Annotated in this window: 20 protein-coding genes and 3 pseudogenes; 11 read left to right on the top strand and 12 right to left on the bottom strand. The window is 39.9% G+C overall.

The window, feature by feature from the left end:
- Positions 1-18 precede the first annotated feature (18 nt).
- The 3 genes from arsC (at position 19) to EGM68_RS15835 (ending at position 2,420) form a co-directional block, all read left to right on the top strand.
- The gene (gene arsC / locus EGM68_RS15845; RefSeq protein WP_129549556.1) at positions 19-438 is read left to right on the top strand and encodes an arsenate reductase (thioredoxin); all 420 of its coding nucleotides are present in this window, start codon (positions 19-21) and stop codon (positions 436-438) included.
- Between the two features lie 31 nt (positions 439-469).
- Complete coding sequence (locus EGM68_RS15840) at positions 470-907, top strand: protein-tyrosine phosphatase family protein (RefSeq protein ID WP_129549555.1); 438 nt, start codon at positions 470-472, stop codon at positions 905-907.
- Between the two features lie 244 nt (positions 908-1,151).
- Entirely contained in the window at positions 1,152-2,420 is a 1,269-nt protein-coding gene (locus tag EGM68_RS15835) for a DNA polymerase IV (protein ID WP_129549554.1), read from the top strand.
- Between the two features lie 495 nt (positions 2,421-2,915).
- Here the strand turns inward: EGM68_RS15835 and EGM68_RS15830 are convergent.
- A pseudogene (locus EGM68_RS15830) lies at positions 2,916-3,418 on the bottom strand (Y-family DNA polymerase); the annotation flags it as partial.
- Between the two features lie 179 nt (positions 3,419-3,597).
- Here EGM68_RS15830 and EGM68_RS15825 point away from each other — a divergent pair.
- Positions 3,598-5,649 (top strand): ATP-dependent nuclease, encoded by a 2,052-nt coding sequence (locus EGM68_RS15825; protein WP_129549553.1) that lies wholly within the window; start codon positions 3,598-3,600, stop codon positions 5,647-5,649.
- The gene (locus EGM68_RS15820; protein ID WP_129549552.1) at positions 5,646-7,445 is read left to right on the top strand and encodes a UvrD-helicase domain-containing protein; all 1,800 of its coding nucleotides are present in this window, start codon (positions 5,646-5,648) and stop codon (positions 7,443-7,445) included. Before EGM68_RS15825 ends, EGM68_RS15820 begins: the two co-directional genes overlap by 4 nt.
- Before the next feature lie 62 nt (positions 7,446-7,507).
- Here the strand turns inward: EGM68_RS15820 and EGM68_RS15815 are convergent, their stop codons facing one another.
- Positions 7,508-8,500: a DGQHR domain-containing protein gene (locus EGM68_RS15815; RefSeq protein WP_129549551.1), complete on the bottom strand. Its 993-nt coding sequence runs from the start codon at positions 8,498-8,500 to the stop codon at positions 7,508-7,510.
- Positions 8,501-8,655: 155 nt separating this feature from the next.
- Between EGM68_RS15815 and EGM68_RS15810 the strand changes: the two genes are divergently transcribed.
- Positions 8,656-9,033, top strand: a complete 378-nt coding sequence (locus tag EGM68_RS15810) for a helix-turn-helix domain-containing protein (RefSeq protein WP_165264045.1) — start codon at positions 8,656-8,658, stop codon at positions 9,031-9,033.
- Positions 9,034-9,067: 34 nt separating this feature from the next.
- On the opposite strand, the pseudogene EGM68_RS26410 reads toward EGM68_RS15810, so the two are convergent.
- From EGM68_RS26410 to EGM68_RS15795, 3 genes and pseudogenes are all read right to left on the bottom strand, one after another.
- Positions 9,068-10,310, bottom strand: a pseudogene (locus EGM68_RS26410) (ISL3 family transposase).
- A 202-nt stretch (positions 10,311-10,512) separates the two neighbouring features.
- The gene (locus tag EGM68_RS15800; RefSeq protein ID WP_129549549.1) at positions 10,513-10,908 is read right to left on the bottom strand and encodes a carboxymuconolactone decarboxylase family protein; all 396 of its coding nucleotides are present in this window, start codon (positions 10,906-10,908) and stop codon (positions 10,513-10,515) included.
- Positions 10,909-10,927: 19 nt separating this feature from the next.
- A complete protein-coding gene (locus tag EGM68_RS15795; protein ID WP_129550336.1) occupies positions 10,928-12,079 on the bottom strand; it encodes an MFS transporter in 1,152 nt (383 codons plus the stop codon).
- Positions 12,080-12,254: 175 nt separating this feature from the next.
- Between EGM68_RS15795 and EGM68_RS15790 the strand changes: the two genes are divergently transcribed.
- The gene (locus EGM68_RS15790) at positions 12,255-13,091 is read left to right on the top strand and encodes a helix-turn-helix transcriptional regulator (RefSeq protein WP_129549548.1); all 837 of its coding nucleotides are present in this window, start codon (positions 12,255-12,257) and stop codon (positions 13,089-13,091) included.
- 198 nt (positions 13,092-13,289) lie between these two features.
- Here the strand turns inward: EGM68_RS15790 and EGM68_RS15785 are convergent, their stop codons facing one another.
- The 5 genes and pseudogenes from EGM68_RS15785 to EGM68_RS15765 form a co-directional block, all read right to left on the bottom strand.
- Complete coding sequence (locus EGM68_RS15785; protein ID WP_129549547.1) at positions 13,290-13,814, bottom strand: hypothetical protein; 525 nt, start codon at positions 13,812-13,814, stop codon at positions 13,290-13,292.
- A gap of 5 nt (positions 13,815-13,819) precedes the next feature.
- Complete coding sequence (locus EGM68_RS15780) at positions 13,820-15,481, bottom strand: tyrosine-type recombinase/integrase (protein ID WP_129549546.1); 1,662 nt, start codon at positions 15,479-15,481, stop codon at positions 13,820-13,822.
- Positions 15,468-17,675, bottom strand: coding sequence for a site-specific integrase (locus EGM68_RS15775; RefSeq protein ID WP_129549545.1), 2,208 nt, complete (start codon positions 17,673-17,675; stop codon positions 15,468-15,470). The genes EGM68_RS15780 and EGM68_RS15775 overlap by 14 nt, the downstream gene beginning before the upstream one ends.
- The gene (locus EGM68_RS15770) at positions 17,672-18,844 is read right to left on the bottom strand and encodes a tyrosine-type recombinase/integrase (RefSeq protein ID WP_240664053.1); all 1,173 of its coding nucleotides are present in this window, start codon (positions 18,842-18,844) and stop codon (positions 17,672-17,674) included. Before EGM68_RS15770 ends, EGM68_RS15775 begins: the two co-directional genes overlap by 4 nt.
- Before the next feature lie 136 nt (positions 18,845-18,980).
- Positions 18,981-19,343, bottom strand: a pseudogene (locus tag EGM68_RS15765) (Y-family DNA polymerase); the annotation flags it as partial.
- Positions 19,344-19,523: 180 nt separating this feature from the next.
- Between EGM68_RS15765 and EGM68_RS15760 the strand changes: the two are divergent.
- The gene (locus EGM68_RS15760; RefSeq protein WP_040103419.1) at positions 19,524-22,049 is read left to right on the top strand and encodes a transglycosylase domain-containing protein; all 2,526 of its coding nucleotides are present in this window, start codon (positions 19,524-19,526) and stop codon (positions 22,047-22,049) included.
- 175 nt (positions 22,050-22,224) lie between these two features.
- On the opposite strand, the gene EGM68_RS15755 is transcribed toward EGM68_RS15760, so the two are convergent.
- A complete protein-coding gene (locus EGM68_RS15755; RefSeq protein ID WP_040103420.1) occupies positions 22,225-22,638 on the bottom strand; it encodes a YhjD family protein in 414 nt (137 codons plus the stop codon).
- Positions 22,639-22,943: 305 nt separating this feature from the next.
- On the opposite strand from EGM68_RS15755, the gene EGM68_RS15750 reads away from it, so the two are divergent.
- Together EGM68_RS15750 and EGM68_RS15745 are read left to right on the top strand one after the other, a co-directional pair.
- The gene (locus EGM68_RS15750) at positions 22,944-23,870 is read left to right on the top strand and encodes a DMT family transporter (RefSeq protein ID WP_040103421.1); all 927 of its coding nucleotides are present in this window, start codon (positions 22,944-22,946) and stop codon (positions 23,868-23,870) included.
- A 420-nt stretch (positions 23,871-24,290) separates the two neighbouring features.
- Positions 24,291-24,995 carry a YitT family protein gene (locus tag EGM68_RS15745; protein ID WP_013371826.1) on the top strand — a complete coding sequence of 235 codons (705 nt, stop codon included), beginning with the start codon at positions 24,291-24,293 and terminating at the stop codon, positions 24,993-24,995.
- A 210-nt stretch (positions 24,996-25,205) separates the two neighbouring features.
- On the opposite strand, the gene EGM68_RS15740 is transcribed toward EGM68_RS15745, so the two are convergent.
- A complete protein-coding gene (locus EGM68_RS15740; RefSeq protein ID WP_013371825.1) occupies positions 25,206-25,403 on the bottom strand; it encodes a DUF2188 domain-containing protein in 198 nt (65 codons plus the stop codon).
- 152 nt (positions 25,404-25,555) lie between these two features.
- Here EGM68_RS15740 and EGM68_RS15735 point away from each other — a divergent pair, with 152 nt between their 5' ends.
- Positions 25,556-26,359, top strand: coding sequence for a lipid II flippase Amj family protein (locus EGM68_RS15735; RefSeq protein ID WP_025674972.1), 804 nt, complete (start codon positions 25,556-25,558; stop codon positions 26,357-26,359).
- The last annotated feature ends 18 nt before the right edge of the window (positions 26,360-26,377 follow it).

The following is a 26,377-nucleotide window of genomic DNA, read 5'->3' as shown; positions in this document are numbered from 1 at the left end:
TTAAAGGAGACGTTTCCCATGGAGAAAAAGACAATTTACTTTTTGTGTACTGGTAACTCTTGCCGGAGTCAAATGGCAGAAGGATGGGCTAAGAAATATCTAGGTGACAATTGGAACATATATAGTGCAGGCATTGAGGCGCACGGCCTTAATCCTAAAGCGGTGCAAGCGATGAGTGAAGTAGGTATCGATATTTCTGGTCAAACTTCGGATATTATTGATCCTGTCTTGCTGAACAGCGCCGATCTGGTGGTGACGCTGTGCGGGGACGCGGCCGATAAATGCCCTATCACTCCTCCACAAGTTTGCCGTGAGCATTGGGGATTTGATGATCCGGCCAAAGCTGAAGGATCGGAAGAAGAGAAATGGGGCGTCTTTCAGCGGGTTCGTGACCAGGTAGGAGAACGCATTAAACAATTTGCAGAAACCGGAGAATAGCAGTTCCTGCTATGAACTCGATAGAAGGAGAATGATTAAGGTGAATTATCACGCGCTTGTTGATAACAAAGTATATATTGGCGGAGAAAGTGCATTACTTCAAGTTCTTCGGGAGCAAGATATCACGGATGTTTTTGATCTGCGAGATAACGGTACTGTGGCAGAAGGATTTCCGGCGAAAGTAACACGTCACCATTATCCGATTGTGGAACATGAGACTGGGCAAGAGGCTTCAGTACAAGCCGCTATTCAGGCGGTAAAAGAAGCAGTGAACAGCGGTAAGACCGTGTATTTCCATTGTGCTGGTGGACGGAATCGTACAGGAACCGTAGCTACTGGAGTCTTACTTGAGCTGGGTGTCGCTACCACAGTGGAAGAGGCTGAAGCCTTGGCCAAAGAAAAACGTCCGGATATCAATATCAAGCAAGAGATGCGTGATGTGTTGAAAGGTCTTTATCCATCCAAGTAATTAAATCGATATGGCAAAGGGACTATTTCCAATGGGAGATAGTCCCTCTTTAGCTTTTTGACAACAAGGAGCACGTTTCTTTGACTTCATTACCTATGGAGAAAATCATTTAAACTCCCCAATCTTTTCATTTGCAAATCATACAAGCCCTATAAATTACCTGAATACAGAACTAGTGTTTGGTATTATAATAATTAAGAATGTATGTTCGTATATACGTAATCGGTTTTTTGGAGGATACAGCATGACTAAAACAACTGAGCGGACAATTATTTTAGCGGATTGTCAGAGTTTTTATGCGAGTGTAGAAAAAGCTTCTTACCCAGAGTACAAAAATAAACCGCTTGTGGTAGCAGGCGATCCTGCACGCAGATCTGGAATTATTTTAGCGGCATGTCCTATGGCCAAAAGTTTCGGGGTGTCTACAGCAGAACGGCTCGGTGAAGCCCTTAAGAAGTGTCCTGAGCTTGTGATCGTTCGTCCCCGTATGAAGCATTATATTGATGTCTCTTTAGCAATTACGGATATATACAAGGAATACACTGACTTGGTAGAGGTGTTTAGTATCGATGAGCAGTTTCTGGATATTTCGGGGAGTTTTAAAATTTTTGGAGACTCTTTAAGCGTTGCAAGAGAAATTCAAAAAAAGGTTCTTTTACAAACCGGGGTTTGGGTACGAATAGGAATCAGTTCCAACAAGATTCTTGCCAAAAGTGCAACCGACATTTGGGCTAAAAAAAATAAGAGCGGTATATTCACGTTGCCCAAGACAAAAGTAGAGCAGCTGCTCTGGCCGCAGCCAGTTAATAAAATGTTTGGGGTAGGTTCGCGGATGTCATCCCATTTTGAGCGGCTTGGTATGACAACCATTGGCGATATTGCCAGAATGTCTTTGTCAGAGCTTAAGACCAAATTTCGTGCTCGTTTTGGAAAACAGTCGGATATACAGGCGGAGGTCATGTGGAAAACTGCCAATGGCTTAGATGAGAGTCCTGTGACTCCACATACCTTAAGTTCCCCACAAAAGTCGATAAGTCATATGATGACCCTACCCCAGGATTATTTGGAACCAAATGAAGTAGACACAATATTGCTTGAACTCTCGGAAGAAGTTTGTCGAGACAGTCGCCGTAAAGGGTATATGGGCTCTGTCGTGACTGTCAGTTGTACTTGTAGTCGATATGAAGCACCTACCGGATTTTCAAGGCAAATGAAGCTTCCAGATCCGACTAACAATACGAATAAAGTGTACAACGCAGCAAAAAAAATATTTTATAATTTTTGGAACGGTATGCCGATACGACGCTTAGGTGTTACATTAAGTGGGCTGGTTGACAACCAAACTTATCAACTTTCCTTCTTTGAGGATCATGAGCGTATCCGTTCCCTCGAAGAAGCAACAGATAAAATTAAAGAACGCTATGGTAGCGCAGCTATCGTAAGAGCGTCCTCTTTGACCCATGCTGGTCAGGCACTGGAGAGATCCCTAAAAATCGGGGGGCATTATAAATAAACAGTTCAGGAATCAGGAAGAGACCAATATCTACCACTATGCGTTTAGAATACTACTTTAAGGATAAACCATAAATCAATAATTAAAGTAAAAATATATGTTTATATTACTAAAGGGACATAATGTATAAAATGTGCCAATTTATAATGAGAGTGTAGAAAATAAATGACAAGAACATTGAATAGTCTTTCTCAACATTTTAGTGGGAAATAGTCTGTAAAACTCTATTTAGTCCTTAAAAGATACTATCCAGATCAAGTTAAAGAAATTGGAAAATCATTTAAGTGAGATGGAGAAAAATTAGAAAAGAGGATATATCTAATTGTTCTGAAAGTAGTGAAAATAAATTGAAAAAGCGGTGAATAAACTTTTGTTCACACATTATCGCAGAAATGAGCATAAATCTTTTTATTTATGCTCATTATCCAACTGCTCGAAAATACTGTTTTTTCGGGCGAATAATGAATTTTTAAATTTATGCACATCTATTCTTATATTGATACCGAGCAGAATGGTCTCAATCTCGTAGGGCTCCAAGTAATCTTTAGGCAGGGTCATCATATGGCCAATCGACTTCTGATGTCTGCTGAACGTATGCGGAGCGACAGGGCTGTCGTCCAGGCCGTTGGCCGTTCTCCACATCACTTCGGCCTGAATATCCGATTGCTTGCCGAAATGGACGTGGAATTTGCGCTTCAACTCGGGCAAGGGCGTTCTGGCGATATCCCCGATGGTGGTCATGCCAAGCCGCGCGAAATGGGCTGTCATGCGCGAGCCCACGCCGAACATTTTATTCACCGGCTGGGGCCACAGCCGAGGTTCGATCTCGCTTTTGGGCAGTGCAAACAGTCCGCTCTCGTTTTTCTTGGCCCAGATGCAGGATCGCCGGCTACCGCAAGCGGCTTGTTTTTATATTCAGGGTGATCTGCTTTCTCTACGCTGGCGTAAAAGCTCTGGCAATCTGCCAAAAAAATGGTCCGCTCATTTGTCTTAGTCATGATAATCCTCCAAAAAAAAATGCGAACGTGTATTCTTGTGTTGTAAACCAAACGTTTGTTCTGTGTTGATGGTAATTTTTTGATATTAACTTGGTTTTTATGCAATACTTAAGTTTATACAGACTTTTAGCGATATAATTATAGAGAGATCTTGGGCATAAATTGAAAGGAGATTGGTTATGTACATATCTAAAATTGAAATCGAGAATTTTCGGAATTTTAAAAACAAAATGATTGAATTTAATGATGGAGTCAACGTAATAATTGGACATAATAACGCAGGAAAGACTAATTTGATAAAAGCTTTGGCATTAGTATTAGATAGCTATGGAACAAGGCGACTAGATATCTACGACTTTAACAAAAACATTTCTCTTGATGAATTACAGGCTGCCCCTCCCAAGATAAGAATTAGTCTTACAATAAAACAAAGCAAGGACGAAGATATCAATTCTGATGATTTGGTAACAGTAGGAAATTGGTTGATTAAGTTGGAGGAACCATATGAGTCACTTCTAACATACGAGTTTTATCTTCCGGAGAAAGAAAAAGAAAAGTATATAAGTGCTATTGCAAGCGCAGAAAATCTAGATAAAGCTTGGAGGATAATCCAACACGATTTTATAAGGCTTTATGTATATAAAATATGGGGTGGCAACATCAGTAATCAGGTAGTAGCTGATAGCGAATCGTTAAAGAAATTTGATTTTCAATTTTTGGATGCTATTCGTGATGTTGAAAGAGATATGCTGACAGGTAAAAACACACTACTTCGAGATGTATTGGACTTTTTCATGGATTACGATATAAAATCGGATCATTTAAAAACAGAGGAAGAAAGGAAAACGGAAATTAATCTCAAAAAGGAGAAATTCTCTAATACTGCAGAGTCCTTACTAGCAGATCTGCAGAACAGAATGCGACTTGGGAAAGAACAAATATTAGCGTATGCCCGGGATACTGGCGCATCATTTAACAAAGCTCTACCGAATTTTGAAGGAAGTATTTCTGATGTTGAAATGTTTTCAGCTCTTAAATTAATTGTTGAGTATGAAACAGGTATTAAGATTCCCGCAACCCATAACGGGCTCGGTTATAATAACCTAATATTTATGTCGTTATTACTATCTAAAATGCAAGTTAATTCGGATGGAGGCTATTTGGGAAGTAATGCAAAAGTTTTTCCTATTCTGACGATTGAAGAACCAGAAGCCCATTTACATCCAGCTATGCAGTATCAATTTTTAAACTTTTTAATGAAAAATAAAAATGATAATAAAGTTAGACAGATATTTGTAACAACACATTCAACGCACATTACTTCCTCTGTTTCCTTGGATGAACTGATCTGTTTACATAATGAAGTAGGAGAAACTAGTGTAGGCTATCCAGGGAAGGTATTTGGATCTAATGAAAAAAGTAAGAAATATGTACAACGATTTTTAGATGCTACAAAGTCAGATATGCTTTTTGCACAAAAGGTAGTTTTAGTTGAAGGAGTAGCTGAACAATTATTGCTATCAATTTTAGCAAAGTATTTAGGTGTTTCATTAGAAGAAAATCATGTAGCTGTTATTAATGTTGGAGGGAGGTATTTTGATCATTTTTTATATTTGTTTAATATGCAAAATCCGTATGCTTTAAATAAAAAGGTAGCATGTTTGACGGACAGAGATCCAGAGAGGAAGAGTAGGACCAAAGGTGCCAGTTTTAAAAAATGTTATCCTTTTGAATATAAAACTCAAATAGAGAAATATGATTATCAAGAGAATCCTTCTTTTGAATTGTATCCCAATAACCAACATACTAATATTGCTATATTCAGCCAAGATAGAGAAGAAGGAAAGACTTTTGAATATGATTTGATTTTATATAATCCCACACTGGAGTTGTTAGTGACTCCTTCCATGCGAAATCAAGGAGAACTAAGAGAAATGATGAGCTTATACAAGAGAAAAGCCGATTTGTCAGAGTACAAAGCTATACTAAGAGATGGTAAGGAGAATGACAGAATTATTGAAAGCATAGATTTGAATATTTTATGGACTAAAGACCAAAAGGCAAAAGCAATTATTGCATCTCGTTATCTGAATTCTGTAGGGAAAGGAGAAAATGCATTAGAATTAGCCTACACACTAACAGATAATTTAATTAAAAAGGGGAAAGATGGCTTTCAAGAATTTATTGTGCCGGAGTATATAACAAAAGCCATTAAGTGGATAATCCAATGATCATTATTAATTCACAAACACAAATTCCTATAGAAGAACATTTCCGTGTGGCAGCAGGTCCGGGAGCAGGGAAGACCCATTGGTTAATACAACACATAAAAAATGTACTACATCATTCAAAAAGATTACAAAAAACTCGCAAGATTGCTTGTATAACCTATACTAATATTGCAGTTGAAACCATTTTGAAACGATTAGGGACTAGTGCTGAACAGGCAGAAGTTTCTACTTTCCATAGTTTTTTGTATAAGCATGTTGTTAAGCCATATGCATTTTTTATAAAAGATGCATATGGTTTAAATGTTGAGGAAATCAAAGGGCATGATGATAAAGTAGTTCACTTCAAGAAGGTAATGCAATGGATTGAAAATCATCCAAATGTAAGTCAATTAAAGCATCCTTATACTGTAAATCAATTAACCAAACTGGAAAAAAACAAGGCATCCATTACTAGATGGTTATATTCTTTGACTTATAAACTTGATGAATTAAATAATGTAAAAATCGTAGATGACAAAAAAGAAGCGTGCACAGTAGTAAATGAAGAAGGGAAAGAGGTTCGGAAATACATCAGTACGAATTGTTTAAACATTCTTAGTGAAGACTTGCTTAGTTACAAAAAACTATACTGGATAAATGGAATCTTAGATCATGATGATTTACTTTTTTTTAGTTATCAACTTCTTATAAAATTTCCATTTATATTAAAAGTTCTGCGGGCAAAGTTCCCTTACTTATATATTGATGAATTTCAAGATACTAACCCAATACAAACAGAAATTTTAAAGCTAATAGGAGCACAAGAAACAGTAGTAGGAATAATAGGTGATGAAGCACAATCTATTTACGGGTTTCAAGGAGCTGATCCAGAGCAATTTATTTCCTTCTCATTACCAAATATGGTTGATTATATTATGGATGATAATAGGAGAAGTACTAATCAGATTATTGATTTGCTTAATCACATCCGAAAAGATATAACACAAAATAAAATTAGAAATACAGATGGTGATAAACCAATACTTCTGGTAGGCGAGAAAAACGAATCTTTAAAAAAAGCAAAAGAAATAAGCGGTGAGACAAACGTATATTCACTTTCTCGCGACAATTTAACTTCTAATATGATGAAAAAAGGTCTGGATGAAGAAATTTCGTTAGATGATAAATTAATAGAGGAACTTCTCAACACGGATAAATCAACAAAAAGTAATAATTACAGGAGTAGAGTTGTTGTAGCTTGTTTAAAATCTACAGAGTATGCCCGAGGAGGAAATATAAATCTGGCTGTTAAAGAACTAGAGGGCATTATGAGAGATTTCGCCAATAATCAAGAAAGGAGGAAAAATGCTCTAAAATCACTTTCTCTGCTCATGAAATACTATGAAGAATATAAGGGTAAGTGCTTATATGATTTTTTTTCTCTAATAAAAAAACAAGTGAGAACCGAGATATCTAACCTAGGTAAAAGTGCTGCAAGAACTTTTTATGAAACATATACATATGAGCAATTGGCTCTATGTGTAAACCTTGCCGAAGATATTAGCCAGCACAAAACTATCCACAAGGCAAAAGGCGACGAATTTGATAATGTACTTATCGTACTCAAAAAAAATACTGTAATGAATATATTCTTAAATCCTGATTTGAAAAATAATGAAGAACACAGAATAATTTATGTTGCGCTGAGCCGAGCAAGAGATCGACTATTTATAAGCGTTCCCTCACTCGAAAAAAAATACTTTACCAAGTTAAACAGCTTATTCAATATAATTGAATTAAAGAATGATAACAAGTAAAATTATAATGATTAAACAAAAAAAACTACACCTACAGATAGAATGGGTGTAGTTTTTTTATTTTACTCTAATGACATAATGTCAATTAGATCAACAGCTAAAGATTTTGAACCACTTACACCTTTTACATACTTTAATGGGCCGTCAGACGACCAGTTCATTGTGCTAAGTTTTTTTACGTATTTATCCATCTGATTATAGTCTATTCTTCCCCGATCATTTATACACCTTGTTAAAAGCTTGGATCCAGCGATTGAAAGGGCATCAAGACAGACGATATGAGTTATTCGATATTCTCCATAGTCGATCCATTCCTTTGAAAAAATATCTTTAACGGATCGATAGTAGTTTAGTGCAACCTGGTATTTTTCTTCGTTACTCTTTCCAAGTAATTTTTGTTCCTTGAATAAAAACTGAAGCGTTCGATATAAATTTTGGAGTGTGATATGACGCCCCCGTGTACGCTTACCAATGATACTACCAATGTTATGGAATGGGCTTTCAGGTCTAGTGATTAGTTCAGTTGCAATCCAGCTATACTCATCTGAATTACGACGTAAATATTTGCTCAAAGATGTCCCAATTCCTTTTGCTTTTGTGTTAATGGTATCAAATAATTGAATTTCTTCATCGTCATCAAGATGATGAAATGCCAGAAATGGAATGTTAAGCTCGGAATTTGTCTCTTGGATATACCGTTCGATCCCTCCCAAACGATGTTGTCCATCCATAAGGGATGCTTTTCCTTTACATACAAGCCGTCCATAGTTTGTCCTAATGTTATCATATGCAGAGAATTCCCAACCTCCAGCTGCATTCAACAAAATTGGGGTGAATAGAGCGTCGTCGCCTTTGGATAAATAAATTGCAAAATCCGTGCTTCTTTTAGTATCAATAGGCCGTTGATAGCCTTTTCCAGCTGGATGATCATAATGTTTAACATAAGTGACACTCAGTGCAGTAGATGAGGGTAAGTAACTCTGATAAGCCACTTTTCCTCGCATTTTATACTGAAGTACATTTTCAATGACAATAGGTCTTGGTAAGCTATTCATAGAAGTTTAGTCACCTTTTCTAAAAAAATTCACTTAGCGCAGTTCATAAAAAGTAATATAGACCTTAAAACATATAATTTCAAATAACAATATATAACATGAGTGTCTGTATCCCTTGTGCTAACTTACCTACTCTTTAAAGAGAGGTGGTTGCTGTGGAGGTACATATCACTGCATATGTAGGAGAACGAATAAGAACTATCCGAAAAAACAGAAATTATACTCAAGAACAGTTAGGAGAGAAAGTTGGTTTACCCCAGCCTTATATTGGTGCGATAGAGCGAGGGGAACGGAATATCTCTTTGGACACATTAGAGAGAATTTTAGAGGCACTAGATTCCGCTCCAAACGATTTTTTTCAGTACTATAAAGACAATTACCTCTCTGAAGATGAAAGAGCGAGAGAATCCGCTCTGGATGGTTTAAATGATTTGTTGGTTAACAGGTCAGCTCAGGAGATCCGTATGATCCAACAAATAGTTCATCATGTTTTGGTTACACTTGATTCTCATATAGAAAAAAATAATCTATAGAAAATGGCTCAATCTCAAAATCAGTGCTTGATTGTTAGCTTAACATCTGATAGCGGTTGCATTCGATGAGAATACCTGCTTTATAGCGACTGTGATTTCGTGTGAAATAATGACGGAGTTGAAAGACTTTAATGCGATTATGGCGGCCTTCTACTATCGCGTTAATCCAGCGTCACTGATGATAGTTCACGATCTCTTCTTTCCAATTACGCATCGTCTTGAGGGCGCTTCGAATGGCGGCGTGGTCAATTTGATCGCCTTGTTCGCACCAACGCTCAAACCCCAGTTTGGCAACGGTAAAATTAGGTGAGCAGTCATACCAATTAGTGGACGCTTCTTTCCATTCCCACACGCTTTGAAGAAGCGGAGAGTATTTTAGCAGCACTTCCAAGCGCTTTCTACCTTTCCTCACCAAGCGTTTCTACAGGCGGATTCAGCAAGCGATGACCAGCTTTCAGATAAGCCTTTGCAAGCGGCGACAGCGTACGCTGGACGCTTTTACGAACTTCCTGTACACTTTCTATCACATAACCGTGAACATGAAACCGATCTGCAATACGAATCGCATTCGGAAAGCATTCGCTGACCCAAGTATGGTAAGCCTGAGCTAGATCCATGATCACCGCTTTGGGGGTTAGTAAAAGGAAGCTAGGATTTTCTTTGACATACGTCCGTAGATCCTCTAGCTTTCGACCCGGCAGCAGATCCAGCATCGTCTCGCCTCTGAGATTGTGTATGCCCGTGTTATAGGTATGACCTTTTTTGCTGGCAAAGTCATCGATACCTAAAACCAGGTTTTCTGCTTCTTTTGCTTCTCCCCAAACTTGCTCGTAGATCCGCTCGTATTCAGCCGGGACCGCCTCGTTATGCATACGCTGTACGGTGCTAGCGGGTACTTGATGCATGCGGGAGCTATGAGTTGCCGTTGACCCAAGAGTCTGTTCGATAGTATGGGAGCGAAAGAGCTTGCTGTAACGCTGTTTGGGTCCGACAAATGCGTACACCCAAACAAACCCAATCTCACAAGCTATGCAATACATGCGAATGGACGGCACGTGCTGATAGGTTTTCTTTTCAAACACAGGAAGATGCTGAACGGTCCGCATACTGTTACTTCCTTTACGAATAACGTTTTGATCGGATTTACAAATCGGGCAGCATTGCTTGTCACTCAATGGCAGGGTTTCTATATGAAGTTCATCGCGATCAATGGACAAAATTTGGTGAGTCTTTAGCTCTGGTATGTCGAGCAGTTCATTGATATACTGGATTTTCAAACTATCCATTCCTTTGTTTTGTTCAACTAGCCTGCCTTCCAAAAGAATAACCAACCCGGATAAACCGTGTTGGTTATTCTTGCGCTATGGATAGTTCGCCGTGTATGTGTCTTGCGGCTGCTTCTGTAGCAGCTCGGTCGGTTTCTTTGGCAAGCGATCGTCCCTGCCAATTTATGCCTCCCAGAGGTCCAAAGATAATGGGTTATTTTGATTTATGTTTTCTTTCTTCAAATACTTCTGCTGCGATGGTAAGTATCGTGTTTAACCCCGCCGGAAATCCCGCGTAGATGATCATTTGCATCATGCATTCGACGATCTCCTCTTCTGTCCACCCTACATTTAACGCGCCATTGATGTAAAATTTCAGCTGCTGCGTATTTCCCATGGCTGTAAGACCAGCCACGGTGGCAAGAAGGCGCGATTTCAAATCTAAGCCGGGACGGGAAAAAATTTGCCCATAGTTAAATTCTACGGCCAATCTGCCCAGATCCGGTGCTACGGAATCCTGAAAGCTGTCCACGATGGCCTTATAATTTTCACCATCGATTTTAGACAAAACTTCCATTCCTTTTTTGTAGTTTTCATCAACAAATGTCATGCTAGATCCATCCCTTTCTTCATGAACTTATCGTTTGTGACTGTTCCCGCCGTTTTTTGTTCTCCAGAGCAGCGCTCATCCCGGCCGCAATCATGACCATGCCGCAAATGCAAACCCCCGTCCAGTGCCACCGGGTCCATGCCCATACACCTAAATAGGATCCCAATGCTCCCCCCAGGAAGGTGCAAACCATATACAGCCCGTTCAATCGGCTTCGCGCGGAAGCGGAGAGGTTGAAAATGTTAGCTTGACAGGCTACCTGATTCGCCTGTGTTCCGACCGTCAACAAAAAAGCGGCCAAGATCAAAGCCGGTAGCCAGTGTCCCGCTGTCACGGCGATCAGGAAGGAGATCATAGCCGCAAGCATACACATTTTGTTAGCGAAAGAAGCACCCTTTCTATCGATGACCCTTCCGATTATAGGTGTAGCGATCGCGCCACCGATTCCTACCAGTCCGACCAGACCGACGACAGCGCTACTATAAGAGTAAGGGGGCGCTTGCAACAGGAATCCTATTGTCGTAAAAAATACGCTAAAGGATCCAAAAATCATCCCCTGACTTAAACAAGAACGCCGAAGCACGTCTTCTTTCATAAATAGAGGCCCCAGGGAAAGAAGAAGTCTTCGATAAGGTAATGAGGCCGTTCCTTTGCTTACGGGAAAGCGCAGCCGAATCAGTAGGGCAAGCAGAAGCATGCATCCGAACGAAATCCAGTACATGCTTCTCCATCCCCACAAGCTGTCCACCAAGCCGCTGACAAGTCTGGCTCCCAATATGCCACAGACCAGTCCGATGGCTACCGTCCCCAGCACTTTTCCGCGATTGCGTTCATCCGCCATCCCTGCGGCCAAAGGAACGATAATTTGCGGAATTACCGTGGTTAAGCCAAGACAGAAATTACTGACGATCAACCATGTAAGCGAACCGGAGAGAGCCGCTGATACCAGTGACAGGCTTGCCACACCCAGCAAGGCAAGAATCAGTCGGCGTCTTTCGAAAATATCTCCCAGCGGCACGATCATAAGGTTCCCTAGGGCATAACCAACCTGGGTGAGCGTCGTCACGATCCCCGCCTCGGCTTCAGCCGCCCCGAATGTTCCGGCTATATCGACCAGAAGAGTCTGGTTCAAATAGACGTTCGCTACGGCAAATCCGCAGGCTGCCGCCATAAGCGCAATCAGACCTTGCGTAAGCCCGGGTCTGACGTTACTGTGCAATACAATCACTCCTTTGTCTTCAAATTGGGTTGCTACAGTTGTAAGATTAATGTAGATGCAATACTATGAATAGAATCGTATTTATCATAGTATTAAAAGTAATGGTTTTAACGAAAGGAAGTTGATCATGAGCGATCAGGAAGAGAAACGCAGGGAGTTAGGAAAGTTTTTAAAATCGAGACGTTCCAGACTTACTCCTGAACAATTCGGATTGCCCGTAGGACCGCGACGGAAAGTCCAAGGCCTGCGCAGAGAAGAGTTGGCGCAGATTGCAGGCATCGGTCTTACCTGGTATACATGGCTGGAGCAAGGAAAAAATATACAAGTTTCTACCCAGGTACTTGAATGTCTCGTAACGGTCATGCAGCTTAATGCCGAGGAGAGGAATCATCTGTACAATCTAGCTCTCGGGCAGTTACCAGTAGAACAAACGGCTTCGATCGAGGAAAGCCTTATTCCGATCGTACAAAACTTCATGAATGAATATGAGAGATGTCCGGCTTATGTGACAGATCAGCGGTGGGATATATTACTTTGGAATAAAGCGGGCGAGCGGGTCTTTGGGGATTTTGAAAATATGGATAAAAAAGAGAGAAACGCGATTTGGCGATGCTTTGCTTCGCCCGCTTACCGGAATCTAATTGGGGATTGGGAAAATCACGCAAAACGGCTATTGGCGCAATTCCGGTCAACAAGCACTCCTTTTGTAGGGGAAAACTGGTTTAAGGATCTGGTCGCGGAGTTAATGGAGATCAGCCCCGAATTCAGGCAATGGTGGCCGAGCTATGATATATCGGGTACACCAATTGGTAAGAAAATGATCAATCATCCGCGTGTTGGAACCATGGTTATGGAACATATCACCTTTCGAGTTTACGATGCCCCCGAACTGAAGCTAACTGTTTATCGCCCTCTTCAAGAGAATGATACTGTGCAGAAAATGATCCGTTTACTAAACGAATAGGAGGCTGCCGGCATTGGCCGAGCCTCAAACCTTTTAAGCACTCAGATTCAGCACGCTTAAGTGATTGCTTAACCATTTGGTATTGTAAGAACCTTCTATAGCGTGTTGGGGTCCGACAAATTCGTAAACCCATACTAACCCAACATCACAGTGTTTTATTATCAAGCACTGATTTTGGCATTGAGCCTAGAAAATAGGTTATTTTTTGTCAGTTTCATATGGTTTTTGAAAATCATTATGGATTTCATCCAATTCTTTAGTATCAATCCCGTGAATATGCAATTTCCTTAGTATTTTTAAGTTATAGTATAGAAGTTTCTGATGCCTATCTTTTAATTCTTCATAGTCTTCTCGATATACTCGTGCTCGCAATTTTTCTCTTTCATTTTCTTTGAATGAACGCTCCAGCTGTTTTTCTTTTTTTTCTAATTGCAGTTCTAGATGCGCTAATTTATCCTGTAGTCCTTTTAGTTGTTGTTCAATGAGATGGTCATGATTAATGCCCAGGTTAGTAAAAGAACTGTACTTTGTATCCCATAGCGTTCTTAAATGTGTTTTGTATAATACTGCTCTGCTTAAACCGGAAATTTCCGCAATTTTGGCAGCAGTTATCTTAGCATGCTTTCCTTCGGAATCTTTTAGGAATTGTACTGCCCATTCAACTCGCTCCTTACTGTCATTTCGTCTTAATTGTTGGGCATGTATCAGTCCTTCATTGATCAAAAACTTCACTCCCAATCTACATATATTTTTTCGTTCTCGAGTTTATTTCCTACGAGTTCTTCCTGGAACGTTTTAATGCCTGATTCGCAAATTTTTACAATTCTTTCTAAGTAACTAACATTACGAATAGCATTTTCAAAGTGTGCGACACGTGTAGGATTATCAGCATTTCTATTCATAACATCAAGCCAGTAAAGAAGTTCAGCTTTATAATCATCTAAGTAATCGAGTTTTGGTACAAACCAACTGCATGCATAGCATTCAAAATGAACTGATGTGCCCTTTGGATTGCACCCTGTAATATCTGAACAAATGCCAACACCTTTTTTACCATTAGCCTCCCATGTTAAATAGCGCTTTGGATTTTTAGATAATTGCTTCACTGTTCGCTCATCTAAATTTAGAATTTTTCCTCGAAATTCATAAGAACTTTCTTTAGGATTCTTAAGTTCGGAAATACCAAGATGAATTTCCTTATGTTTTTCAATAAGTTGATGGGTGTAAAAGTTTGGCATAGCTTGATTCTTATGGCCAGTCAACTTACGGATTTGTTCGATCGTATAACCTACTGTGTATAGGCGATCACTTACAGCTTGATGTCGAAATAAATGCGTTTTAGGAATGACAAGTGTGCCTTGACTGTCTCTAATATCCAGAATAGTGGCTAGCTGTTCAAAAAGGTCATTTACTTTAGGACCTGTCCAATTTTGAAGATGATTATTGTAAAGAAGATTACGGTTATATCTTATTGAAAAATCTTTTCTTTTAATGTCAAAATTCCAATATCTTATTGTAAACAGGTACTCCTTTTTAGTGTGTTTAGAAAGAGGAAAAGTGGAGACGAACATTTGAGTTTGCAATTGCAATTTTTTTATTAAGTCCACTATATACTTTCCATGACCCGCATAAATAATTGGAATTTGCTTGACCTCAGGTTCGGAATAACCGCCGTTCTGTTTATAAGTTGGCATCTGCAGAACATATTCACTAAAAAATGTCTTTAAACAATCATGCTTTAGGCTTAAAACTTCAGTAATCCTGTTGGGAAAAGAGCGGAGCAACCAATAGACCACCCTTAACTCAAGAGGTATAGCTAAACTTTCATTTTTCATCGCTCGATCCCAGGCCCTTAATACTTTTGAGGGAAGTAACTCTTTTCGACCTCGTCGACTTTGTTTAAAAGGATTGATTTGCTTAACAGGCAAGACGTTGGGCATTTCAGGGAAATCACTTAATTTAATAAAAAAGTCTTGAATTGATGCGTAAGTACACTGACGGGTGTTTATAGATAATTCAGAATGCTTTAATTCAAATTCAAATGCATTAATATGTGTCCGGGTAACTTTCTCAAGAACAATTGAGTTATGGTGATTTTGAAGAAATTTTAAAAAATAGGCTATTTTCAACACTTTTTTTTGTGTTTGACTGGTTCCAGAGGTACAGCTTAAAGCGTAAAACTTTACCCAGTCTTTGTATTTGTCGGGAACTTGGTAAAAGTAAATGGTATAGTTACCTCGAGGAAGATTATTATTATGCAATCTATAAAAATACCAAGAATCATCCGAGAATTTAAAATTACCTAGCTGATCAATTTTATTCACTAAAATATATTTTAGTTTATGTGAGTTATCTTTGCGCAAAATTATATTGGGTTCAGTTTGATTCATAATTAGGGAGCCTTTCCAGAATAAATTTTTCAATTTTATTTATAGTGTCTTGGTACAAGTTAAGTAGATGGTCTTCTTGCTGATAATCTCGATAAGTTTTGTAATCCTGAACACCTTGAGCAATCATTGAATTTGCAAGTGACTCTAAATATTTAGATTGTTCATCTCTTAGTTTTCTCCACATATTTAACTTTTGAGGACCAGTCAGTAAAAGGGAGCAGCCAACACAAGATTTCTTCTTACAGGGTCCAAAAGAAACATGCTTTAGACAGCTTCCATGACCTTCTGGGGTTTCGCGCGACCCTATCATGATTTCACGTTTAAGAGTTTCAAGTTCTACTGAGGAGTAAGCATTACGTACATCTACCTCAATACTGTCAAATAGTGCTTCAAATAGTTCATGATCCATTTCTGCTATTTTTAAGTTGTCAACATCTTGGTAGTATTGGCGAGTTGTTTTTTCTTCTATATGCCCTAGAATTACTCCAACATCTTGAATAGAACTTCCTTCGGTCAATAATCTAACCCCCATGGTCTTGCGGCATTGATGATTTGTATAGTGCCATAGTTGCCCTTCGTGGTCATTAATATTGTTACGTCTTATACATTTGTTAATTGCGGCAGAAATATTAATGCCTGTAAACCTAGTAACAGGGGCATGATCAGTTTTTCTATTATCGTTAGAAGGGCGAATAAATATATATTTTGAATTACTTTGTTTACGAAATTCTAATGTCTCAGCGATTTGCTTTTTAATAATTTCTACAACTTGTTTACTTATGATAGGTATCGTATGGTGGTCATCTAACCCTTTTTTTCGTTTAGCGTTCAATGTTTTGCTTGAGAATGTTTTAAGATAATAACAGCTATCCTTTGTGTCATAATAAAGACAATCCTCTTCTAGATTAATTATTTCATGTGCTCTCAATCCGGTATTCATAAGAATTGTCCAGACTCGTTGGACCGTTTCACTGCAGTCGTATATAGCGGAGGATATTTGGTCAATAACGTATTCTGGAATATACTCAGCATTCTTTACAAAGCCATCGACATTATGCATTTTAAATCTTCGGAAAGGGTTTTTAATTAGTGTTTCAGATTTCTTTTTGCATAACCAGTCAAAAAGAAGTCGGGCCTCCGATATGTGAGTGTGGATGGTTTTAATTCGGTATTTTCTTTTACCAGACTTTTTTTGTTGATGTAGTAGATCAACAATCAAAAGAACTTCAGGATATGAAATATCAAGGAAAGACTGGTAATTAATTCGTGAAAGTCTGATAGCTAAATCAATGGCTTGTATATGAAAGGATCTACGAGCAATATCCTTCCCCTTGGAACCTTTTGAATACCAATCTAACAAATATTCTTGCAATTCATACAGGAGGATGGGATTCATATCAGTAAAGTCAATTGTTGTAGTTCGAATGACTTGGATATCCTTAGAAGGGATGACCCACAAAATATTACCGAGTTCAATTTGGGGTTTATTTTTTAAATTCATCTGTCTATCACGCCAATGGTTTACTAGTTGGGTAACATGTGTTGAGATTTCAACATTTAGCTTCTCCGTTAAAAATACCTGTTGGGAATGTATAGCTTGATCCCAGATACCTTTCCAAGTGATTTCCTTCTTCCTCAATAATAACTCATTGGCACACGCTTCGATATAGCATTTGAATTGAGGCTGTAGGCGAGTCCAGGCTAAATTTATAAACATATTAAAAGTCAATACTTTAACAATTTTATGTACTATGGTGAATTCATTTTGTGAGAAAGCATCTGATAATAAACCAGTGGTGTAATCTATAAATTGTTCCATCGCTTTAGTCAAGAGTTCTAATTGATGTATTTCCAAACCAAGATAACTCTTTCTTTTCGAAATTTGTCTGCAAAAAGATTTTCTGCTGAATCTTTTACCTTGGTTAATAGCAGACTTTCCGGAGTATAAAACAAGCTCAGTAAATAAATCTGGGTAGAATACTTCAGATATTAGATAAATGTTTCTTGCGGATATTAATTCATACTTATTCAAAAGAGAACCCATAGCTTTTATATCTTGATTTTTTAAAGCGTCTTTTACTTCATTTGCAAACATGATCAAGCTATCCGGAGATTTTCCCCATCTAATTTCTAAAGATAAATTGTCTTTAAGAAGCAAAAACGTACCATTTGAGGTTGTTGGATAGATTTTCATTGTTCCTCCGAAGGGTGTTTTATATTTTGTAGTAGTATGGGGGTAATCCGATTTATGATTTTTCTTTTTTGTTTAAGTGAGTAGCCCTTTTCATAAATTTTGACTGTTCGTGGATTTTTCCATCCCATTTCTTCATCAATAAATGTTGGTGTAATCCCTAATTCGGGATTATCTCGCATGAGTTCGACCAGTTGTTGAGCACGGGTACTACGACCACTATGAGTTCGAATTTCTGTTCTAGAGAGTCCAGCTGCTTCACCAGCATTTTTGAGTATGCGTAAAAAATTTCTTGTTTTAAGTGGCCTTCCTTTATAAACACCTATATTGTTTAAAAACAGATAATTGGAAGAACTCAGATCAGATTCAGAGCGTTCTGTGATGAGGTAGGTTTGTATGAGGTCTGCTAATGTCTGAGGAATGATTAGTACTCGTTCCTGTGTTTTAGCTAATGCACGATTGTCACTATTTAATTCACGAACAACTTGCAGGGACGGCTCAAAGGGATCAAAGTGTTCCAGTTTTAATCCAAGAATTTCACCTATGCGCATACCCGTTTCAATGCTTATAATGAATATTGCCTTATCACGAATGGAGTTCAAGTTATTAGATATAGTGTTAATTTCCTCTTGGGTATACCACTTTAAGTGCTCCCTTTTTTTTCGATAAGTAACTCTACTAAAAACACTTTCTTCAATTTCATAATCCCATACTTGTCCGTACAGTAATTTTGTGTTTGTAAGCAAGTGTTTTTTTACTCTTTTACTGTTAAAAAGGACAGGATTGCTGATGACCTTTAACTCGTCTTCTAACCAATGATAGAAGGATTTGAGGACTGTAATGTGTGTATTGAGGGCTGTGAATGTGATTCGACTTTCGATATTAATTATTTTCTCATCTAATCCCAATAAGTCTTTTATATACTCTTCAATAATGCTCTTATTCGTAACTTCGCGATGGGTTAATGAGTGCCTCTTAAGGAATCGGAAATATCTCAAGAGGGCATATGCATATCGTTCTCCAGTCAAATAGCTGTTTATGCTGACTAAGTCAAGCCAAAGACAGGCATCATAAATGGGGATTCCACCTTCAGTTATCATATAGCGGATATCGTTACTTCCCTTGGCTATTTCCACCCTCAATATCCCGCTAGCTTCGTTAATAGCTAACAAATTCTATCATCCTCCAACATTATATCTGTTTAGTAGACAATGAAATATATGTAAACGAAACCAATAAGCCTATTGTATCGACAAAATAATTCATTTGTAAACTATTATTCTATCGTTTATTCGATGATAACAGAACATCAATGCTGAAAACCTCAACCAAATCCGTATATTCATTATAAATTTCTGTTATTTTTAATGAGACATCGATATAATGCTGCATGCGCGGGCGTACAATGATAAGGTCAGGACATTTTTTTACAGCTTCTCCCAGACGTTCTGCAGTGGATATACCAAGTTTTTTTGCCAGCGGACACGCAGCTAAAATAATGCCTGAACGAAGTGCAGGGTCACCGGCCACAACGAGCGGCTTATGTTGGTAAGTGGGATTATCCGCTTTTTCGACGCTGGTGTAAAAGCTTTGACAGTCCGCTAGAAATATGGTTCTACTTCCACGCTCCTTCACAATGTTGGTCTCCTCCCCTGATATGTAATTGATCATATTCCAAAATATTCTTGAACGTATACTCTTATAGTAGTATTATATACAGAACAAGTGTTCCTAATACAAATGTATTTTTTGGAACATTACAGTTTACGGGAAACCTAGCATGGCGTATCATATTATCTTGAACAAAAACAAGTGGAAATGAATGAATATTGAGGGGAGAAAACCATTTTTATGAACCCAAAACGTCGACCATCATCTCAAAAACGCAGTAGGTGGCGCATTTTTGGCAGAGTTTTGCTGATTAATATCAAGTGGTTCTCGCTTGCGGGTGTACTTGGAGTGCTGTTTGCCGGAGGTCTTATATCCGGTTATGTGGCGGCACTGGTTCATGATGAACCTGTACGATCACGTCAATTGATATATGAAAAGGTAAATGAGAATGCTCTGACCAGCTTTGTATTTTTTAATGATCAGGTAACTCCGGTTGGAAGAATGCGCATGGAGGAGGACCGACAGCTCGTTGACCTGAAGGATGTTCCTCAGTCCATTGTGGATGCCCTCATTTCAACGGAAGACAGCCAATTTTATGAGCACCATGGTGTAGATTTAAAGGGGACGGCTCGTGCTGTCAAGCAGAAGCTTTTGAATGAAAACCGCCAAACTGGCGGCAGCACACTGACACAGCAGGTAGCCCGAAGAGTTTTCCTGAGTCTGGATAAAACGGACAGCCGAAAGGTGAAGGAAATGCTGCTGGCACTACGTATGGAGCGTTTTATGGGCAAAGACAAAATATTAACGGCTTACTTAAATAAAATGCCTTTTGGTAATGGTTCCGCTGGTTACAATTTGTATGGAATCAAGTCTGCTTCGTTAGGGATTTTCAATGTAAGCGACCTACATAAGCTTCATATTGCTCAAGCGGCTTATTTGGCAGGTCTTCCACAGCTGCCATCTGTTTATTCCGCTTTTGATGGTAAAGGGAATTTTGATGAAGAAGGTTTCAATAAAGCGATGGAGCGCCAACGCGTTGTGTTGGGAAGAATGCTGGCAACAGGCAAACTCACGCTGTCCGAATATAACGAGGCGCTTCAATTTGATGTGAGAGCGACTCTTGCTCCACATCGCGAAAAAAGCTATAACACATTCCCTTATTTGATGCTGGAAACAGAGCGGGAGGCCGCACAGTTGTTAGCACTCCAGCAAAATCCGAATCTCACAGCAGCCGAGATTTCTAAGCCTGAGCATGCTGAACTTCTTCAAAATACGCGAGAAGAGTTGCAACGATCCGGCTATCGAATTTATACAACGATAAATAAAAAAATTTATAGCAATATGCGGCAGATTGCAGCCAATCCACAAAATTTTTCTCCATACAGTAAGAAGAAGGGGCTAGAACAGATTGCAGCAATCATGATTGATCATAAGACAGGGGCTATCCTCGGTATGATCGAGGGCCGGGATTTTAATACCGAGCAAATGAACTATGCAACTCAAATGACACGTCAGCCCGGTTCTGCCATGAAGCCTATTGCTGCTTACTTACCTGCTTTGGAGAAGGGCTACACTCAGCCCGCCGGTCTTATTGATGATTCACAAATCATATTGAAAGACGGACGTAAGGGTTATCATATTCCTAAAAATTATAACAGAAGGTATGAAGGGCTTATGACAGCCCGTGAAGCACTCAATCGGTCAATCAACATCCCTGCACTGAGGCTGTTTTTATATGAAGTTAAAATTCCAAACGCTTGGAATTTTGTGCGTTCTCTTGGAATTACAACGATTCAACCACAGGATGAACATGCTCAAACAGGAGTGCTAGGTGGACTTAGTAAGGGGGTATCCGTCGAAGAACTGACCGCAGCATATGGGACGATTCCCAATATGGGCGTGTATAATGCCCCTCACTTGATCAGTAAAATTACAGATGCCAACGGTAAGATTGTATATGAATTTAAACCACAGACAAAGCGTGTATATTCGCAGCAAACCGCATTTTTGATGACGGATATGCTCAGAACCGTTATATCAGACCCGAGAGGAACTGGCAAACGTCTGCAAAAAGCTTTTAAAAGCTACGGTACCATTGATATCGCGGGTAAAACGGGTACGACACAGAACTTTGGTGATGTGTGGTTTATGGGATACACACCTGACGTTACGCTAGGCGTCTGGGCTGGTTATCGCCAACAGGTTAATACATTATCTCAAGAAGGTCACACCAGAGCACAGTCTGTGTGGGCACTGATCATGAATGAGGCGGTCAAGGACCAGCCTGAGCTTTTTAAGAATAAGCATTTTATACAGCCGGAAGGCGTTGTGAAAGTTACAGTATCTAGTCTTACAGGTAAGCTGCCAGGGCGTTATTCTCGCCAATCGGGTCACCTCGTGACTGACTGGTTTAACCAAAAGTATGTGCCGACCGAAGTCGGAAGAGAACAGCTTCCACGTTCTGCTAGACCAGTAGTTCCGTCCAAACCAGAGGTCAAGAAAGAAGATGTCCCTGAGGTTAAGGTGCCTGCAACAGATCAAGAGGAGGTTCCACCAGAGGAAACAGCTCCTGCTGTTCCTGACACAGATGCAGAGATCGAACCGCTTGATGAGAATAACGATGTGCCATCAACAGATACATCGCAACCTTCTATTGAAAACGAACCGGAGACACCTTCTGAATCAGAGAACCAGAGTGGTGCTCCAAAAACTCAGCCTGACGAGGTTATCTATCCTGAACCAACGGCTGATCAATCCAACAACTAAGCAACACGGCGATCAGTCTGTTGTAATTATGAGTAGAGCCAGCATTTTATGCGGCTCTGCTCTTTTTTTTCATATTTTAGATTTCTCCTTTTTGAAAATACGAGCCAAATTATTTGCTATGTAACCAATGGGCTTTAAAATCTTCTCTTTGTTTAGGCAAGTAGGCAAGGCGAGATTATAAGGGGGCATAGTCTTGGGTCAGATCAATTCCCAGGTAGTATCCGAGTTTACGCCGAACCTCACTGCGGGCAAAGGATGAAAGCATGAAAAATCGCCTTTGGTAACCGCGGCATACATACAAAACCTCTACGCCTTCATGATTTCGGATTTCGCTGTATATTTTCACTCCCTGTCTTTTCATTCGCGCTTTTGTTTCTGCTAATTGAACAGTTACGCGCTGTTGTACTCCAGTCAGGCTACGAATATACAAATCGGGCATTTTTAGAGGAGAGATATTCATAATACGAATGTCTCGTTCCAACACATCCAGCACAAGAGTTAGAAGTACACACATCTTGATCAGCCCTGCGTCTTCTTCAGAAGGCAAAGGAGCTTTATGCTTGTTATCAAGTACCTTTTTGTTTGTCATTAATATCCCCTTTACGCGGAGTGAAATTACAATATATAATAAGTATATAGAACATATGTTCTAAATATACCTTATCATAGGGATTTTTCTGTTGCCAAAGCAATCATCAATTATTGGAAAAGTGGCAGGGAGCCCTACTTCCATGTGCCATTGTCTAAAGGCTCTATCGTATATGACCGATGACAGTCAAACAGAGTTTGTGTTAAGCTGATGGATAAAAAACCTTACATAGAAGGGGATAGTGTTCTGCTAGCGGTCATTTTTTACTATTTAACTTAAGAAAGTAGAGAAAGAAGGTTTACATATTGTCACGTTCGTTATATGTAGCTTTATTATTGTTGAGCCTTATTTGGGGCGGTTCCTTTATGTTTATTAAGGTGTTATTGCTACATCAAGTAGGACCGTGGACCATTGTATTTCTGCGCTCCAGCTTTGGTCTTATTTTTATCGTCTTATTAATGCTTCTTATGCGTAAGCCGTTTAAAATCAAAAGCATTCCGTGGAAATCGGTTATTCTGGTAGCATGTGTAAATATGGTTTTACCATGGACGTTGATTGGTTTTAGTGAAACCAGAATAGCTAGCAGCATGGCTTCTGTATTAAATGCCACTACGCCAATATGGACGATGTTGGTGGGTCTTGTCTTCTTCGGAGCTGTATTTCATCGCCTGCAGTGGTTAGGAATGGGTCTCGCTTTTATAGGAATTGTTATTTTATTAGGTATTAATCCTGCATCTATGATTTCTGTTGATCCTGTAGGTTTTGGATGTATGCTGCTTGCGACTCTCTGCTACGGATTTGGAACACAGCTCTCCAAACGTTTTCTCTCCAATCTTTCTATGTATCAGGCTACCTTTGCGACACTGTTTGGTGCGGCAGCAGGGGGTGGTATTATGATGGCAATAGTAGACAGACCAGATTTGTCGATCGTTTCTGTTCCGGGAGTATTGGGTTCCCTAATAGGACTAGGAGTTTTGGGTTCAGGGGTAGCATATATCTTGTTCAACTATATGATTTTGCGCGGGAGTGCGGAATTCGCTTCTTCGGTAACGTATTTTGTACCAGTGAGTGCCATCGTATGGGGCTTTTTACTTCTGAATGAGCATATCGGCTGGAACGTGCTGACCGGGCTGGTTCTTATACTCGGGGGCGTCTTTATGGCCAATCAGCGCAGAACAGCCAAACTAAGGGTAATAGCTCCAAGTGAAAATAAAACACACTCAGGTCATTAAGTGTGTATTCGCCAAACCTTTGGTATAATGCGTCAACTCGCACATACAATAAAGCATGCTCACACATAAAATAAAATATGGTGCAGCAAAAAAGCAAGCTGTTTAGCAGGTGACAAGGTGTGGTATAATAAATTATAGAATTATATGCACCACAGAAATGTCGGAGTTTTATTCCACAAAAGAAAGGATCAGGATACCATGTGTCCCCGAAGGATACTTCCCCAAAGGACGATTTGGAAACGATTTGATCTGTCTTATACTTAGCTTTTCCGCGGAGTAACGTCAAGTTGCGAAAGCCAACTCTGCGGAAGAGGGGATTGTACATGCGAAGGACCAAGTCCTCCAGGCACATCTTACCAGGTTGCTTCCGTAAGAGTGGGTTCATCCACATCAAACTTACGAGAAACCGAGGGAGCCTGTATGAGGAAAACTTACGAATCTATCGTGAACAATGGAGCACTGAGACAGATTGCTGTCATGTTGCTCGGAACATGCATTTTAGCTTTTACGTACTATCACATTAATGCCCAGAATCATTTATCAGAGGGCGGATTTGCAGGCTTAGCTTTGCTGGGTCATTATGCGTTTGGCATATCTCCAGCATGGAGTATGCTGATGCTTGATGTTCCCGTCATATTGCTAGCATGGGTACTGAAGGGCAAAAGATTTATGATGCTAGCATTAATCGGAGCCGTCGCCTTTTCACTGTTTTATGCAGGATTTGAGAAATATTCGACTCTGGTTATAGACCTGCATGGAAATCTGCTAATAGCAGCTCTACTTTGTGGGGTGCTCACAGGTTTAGGAGCCGGAATCGTACTGCGATTCGGTGGAGCAACCGGGGGCGATGATATTTTGTCGCTGCTAATCAGCGAGTGGCGCGGATGGAAAATCGGCAATGTGTTTATCGTCAGTGACATCATCGTACTGGGATTATCGCTGTTGTATCTGCCTGTGAAGGAAACAATGTTTACAATACTGGCTGTGTGGCTTGCCGGAAAAATAATTACATGGACGACCACGTTCCAATTGCACCGACCTGTGAAAAAGGTACTGCCAGCGGCTATTCCCGCTAAAAAGGTAGTTGCCAAAACAGTGCCGGTCGTCCACAGCCTTCGTCAATAAGGAAAGGGTGTTACGTCAGGAGAGAAATCTTCTTACGTGACACCCTTTCGCTGTATTTAGCTTCATCAGAAAGGCTTTAAAGTAGAATGGATACGTCCGTTTTGTTCATGAATATTTGCAGAAATCTATTGCTATTCTACAAATCTTTGAGCTTCGTCCACCGATTCATTTTTGTATTTAAAGGTTGAAATGGGCTGTTCGTCTCTCTCTTCATTGATTGCTCGGCGATTCTCGTGCGGCTGGATGATTATCGTTCCATTCCTCAGCTTGTGCAGTGGCAATCGCAATCGCACGCCCTTCTTCATAGCCTTCGCGGAGTAGAGCGTTAGCGATATCAACGGCTTTTTCTCGCACACGGGGTTCTAGATTTTTCATGGATGGCGGGTAATCATGTTTGTTCCAAGGCATGGTTGCACACTCCTTTTTAGCAGATGATGTATTATGTATTACCCGTTGTCGGCTTAGACAAACAAAAATTAAAGTAATGAATATATTGTAAAATTTATCTTAAGAAAAAGCGTATAATGGTGTGCAGAATACCAGAAAAAGGAGTGAAACATTTGCTTGCCTGGGGTTTCGTTTTTTTACTAACCATCATCATTCATACTACCGATAGCTTGTCCTATGCTCTTCGGCTTGGTGGTTTGCGAGCACGTCGGATTGGATTGGCATTAACCGTGGCCGGAATGCTGCTGTTGGTTTCACGTACCTCCAATATGGCACAGGGACCTTTACTTGGAGGGATGGTCGATCAGGCTAAAGAGGCAGCACAATTGGGCGGAACGGATATGAGACTGGAACTGTATATGCACGGGGTACTGCTGGCCGCCACCGTTGGGACTATGCTTGCTATATTACTGTATCCAACAGTAGTACGCATGTCAGCCAGATGGATTGTACATTTGGAGAATACTGGATCTATCCCGGCTTTAATACGTCATTTAATGAGGCGAAATCGCTGGAAGCATGCAGGCTACTACATAAAGCGCCCTAGCTGGTCCATGTTTACCTCCCTAATCAGTGGAGTGATCCCCAAGCGTCTAATTATTTTAAATATTGCCGTTACCGCAATTTATACAACCGGAGTGGTATCTGCCTTGTATGCGTCATTCCTATGGCCCGCTCAAGGTACGGCAATGTCAATGTCGTCAGGCTTAATCAATGGTGTCGCGACGGTATTGTTGACCTTGTTAATTGATCCAAGATTGGCGGTGTTGTCAGAAAAAACGCTACGAGGGGAGCTGCCCCTAATCCGAATGAACAGCGTGTACGGATGGATGATCATCTCGCGTTTGGCAGGAACTTTATTAGCTCAGCTATTGCTGGTACCGCTAGCCATTTGGCTTGGGTGGGTGATGAGCTAAATCAGTAGATGCGCTACC

Origin of the sequence: Paenibacillus sp. M-152, from assembly GCF_003856555.1 — a bacterium.
In the GTDB taxonomy this organism is placed as follows: Bacteria; Bacillota; Bacilli; order Paenibacillales; family Paenibacillaceae; genus Paenibacillus; species Paenibacillus polymyxa_C.
The sequence above is the reverse complement of the archived record's forward strand: the minus strand, read 5'-3'. Positions and strand labels throughout refer to the sequence as shown.

Excerpts from the sequence above, each read along its gene's own strand:
- EGM68_RS15795 (WP_129550336.1), bottom strand. The coding sequence starts at position 12,079 with ATGGCGGCAGCCTGCGGATTTGCCGTAGCGAACGTCTATTTGAACCAG.
- EGM68_RS15745 (WP_013371826.1), top strand. The coding sequence starts at position 24,291 with ATGAGGAAAACTTACGAATCTATCGTGAACAATGGAGCACTGAGACAG.
- EGM68_RS15780 (WP_129549546.1), bottom strand. The coding sequence starts at position 15,481 with ATGAATCAAACTGAACCCAATATAATTTTGCGCAAAGATAACTCACAT.
- EGM68_RS15755 (WP_040103420.1), bottom strand. The coding sequence starts at position 22,638 with ATGACAAACAAAAAGGTACTTGATAACAAGCATAAAGCTCCTTTGCCT.
- arsC (WP_129549556.1), top strand. The coding sequence starts at position 19 with ATGGAGAAAAAGACAATTTACTTTTTGTGTACTGGTAACTCTTGCCGG.
- EGM68_RS15820 (WP_129549552.1), top strand. The coding sequence starts at position 5,646 with ATGATCATTATTAATTCACAAACACAAATTCCTATAGAAGAACATTTC.
- EGM68_RS15760 (WP_040103419.1), top strand. The coding sequence starts at position 19,524 with ATGAACCCAAAACGTCGACCATCATCTCAAAAACGCAGTAGGTGGCGC.
- EGM68_RS15800 (WP_129549549.1), bottom strand. The coding sequence starts at position 10,908 with ATGACATTTGTTGATGAAAACTACAAAAAAGGAATGGAAGTTTTGTCT.
- EGM68_RS15825 (WP_129549553.1), top strand. The coding sequence starts at position 3,598 with ATGTACATATCTAAAATTGAAATCGAGAATTTTCGGAATTTTAAAAAC.
- EGM68_RS15740 (WP_013371825.1), bottom strand. The coding sequence starts at position 25,403 with ATGCCTTGGAACAAACATGATTACCCGCCATCCATGAAAAATCTAGAA.
- EGM68_RS15835 (WP_129549554.1), top strand. The coding sequence starts at position 1,152 with ATGACTAAAACAACTGAGCGGACAATTATTTTAGCGGATTGTCAGAGT.
- EGM68_RS15790 (WP_129549548.1), top strand. The coding sequence starts at position 12,255 with ATGAGCGATCAGGAAGAGAAACGCAGGGAGTTAGGAAAGTTTTTAAAA.
- EGM68_RS15775 (WP_129549545.1), bottom strand. The coding sequence starts at position 17,675 with ATGAAAATCTATCCAACAACCTCAAATGGTACGTTTTTGCTTCTTAAA.
- EGM68_RS15840 (WP_129549555.1), top strand. The coding sequence starts at position 470 with ATGATTAAGGTGAATTATCACGCGCTTGTTGATAACAAAGTATATATT.
- EGM68_RS15815 (WP_129549551.1), bottom strand. The coding sequence starts at position 8,500 with ATGAATAGCTTACCAAGACCTATTGTCATTGAAAATGTACTTCAGTAT.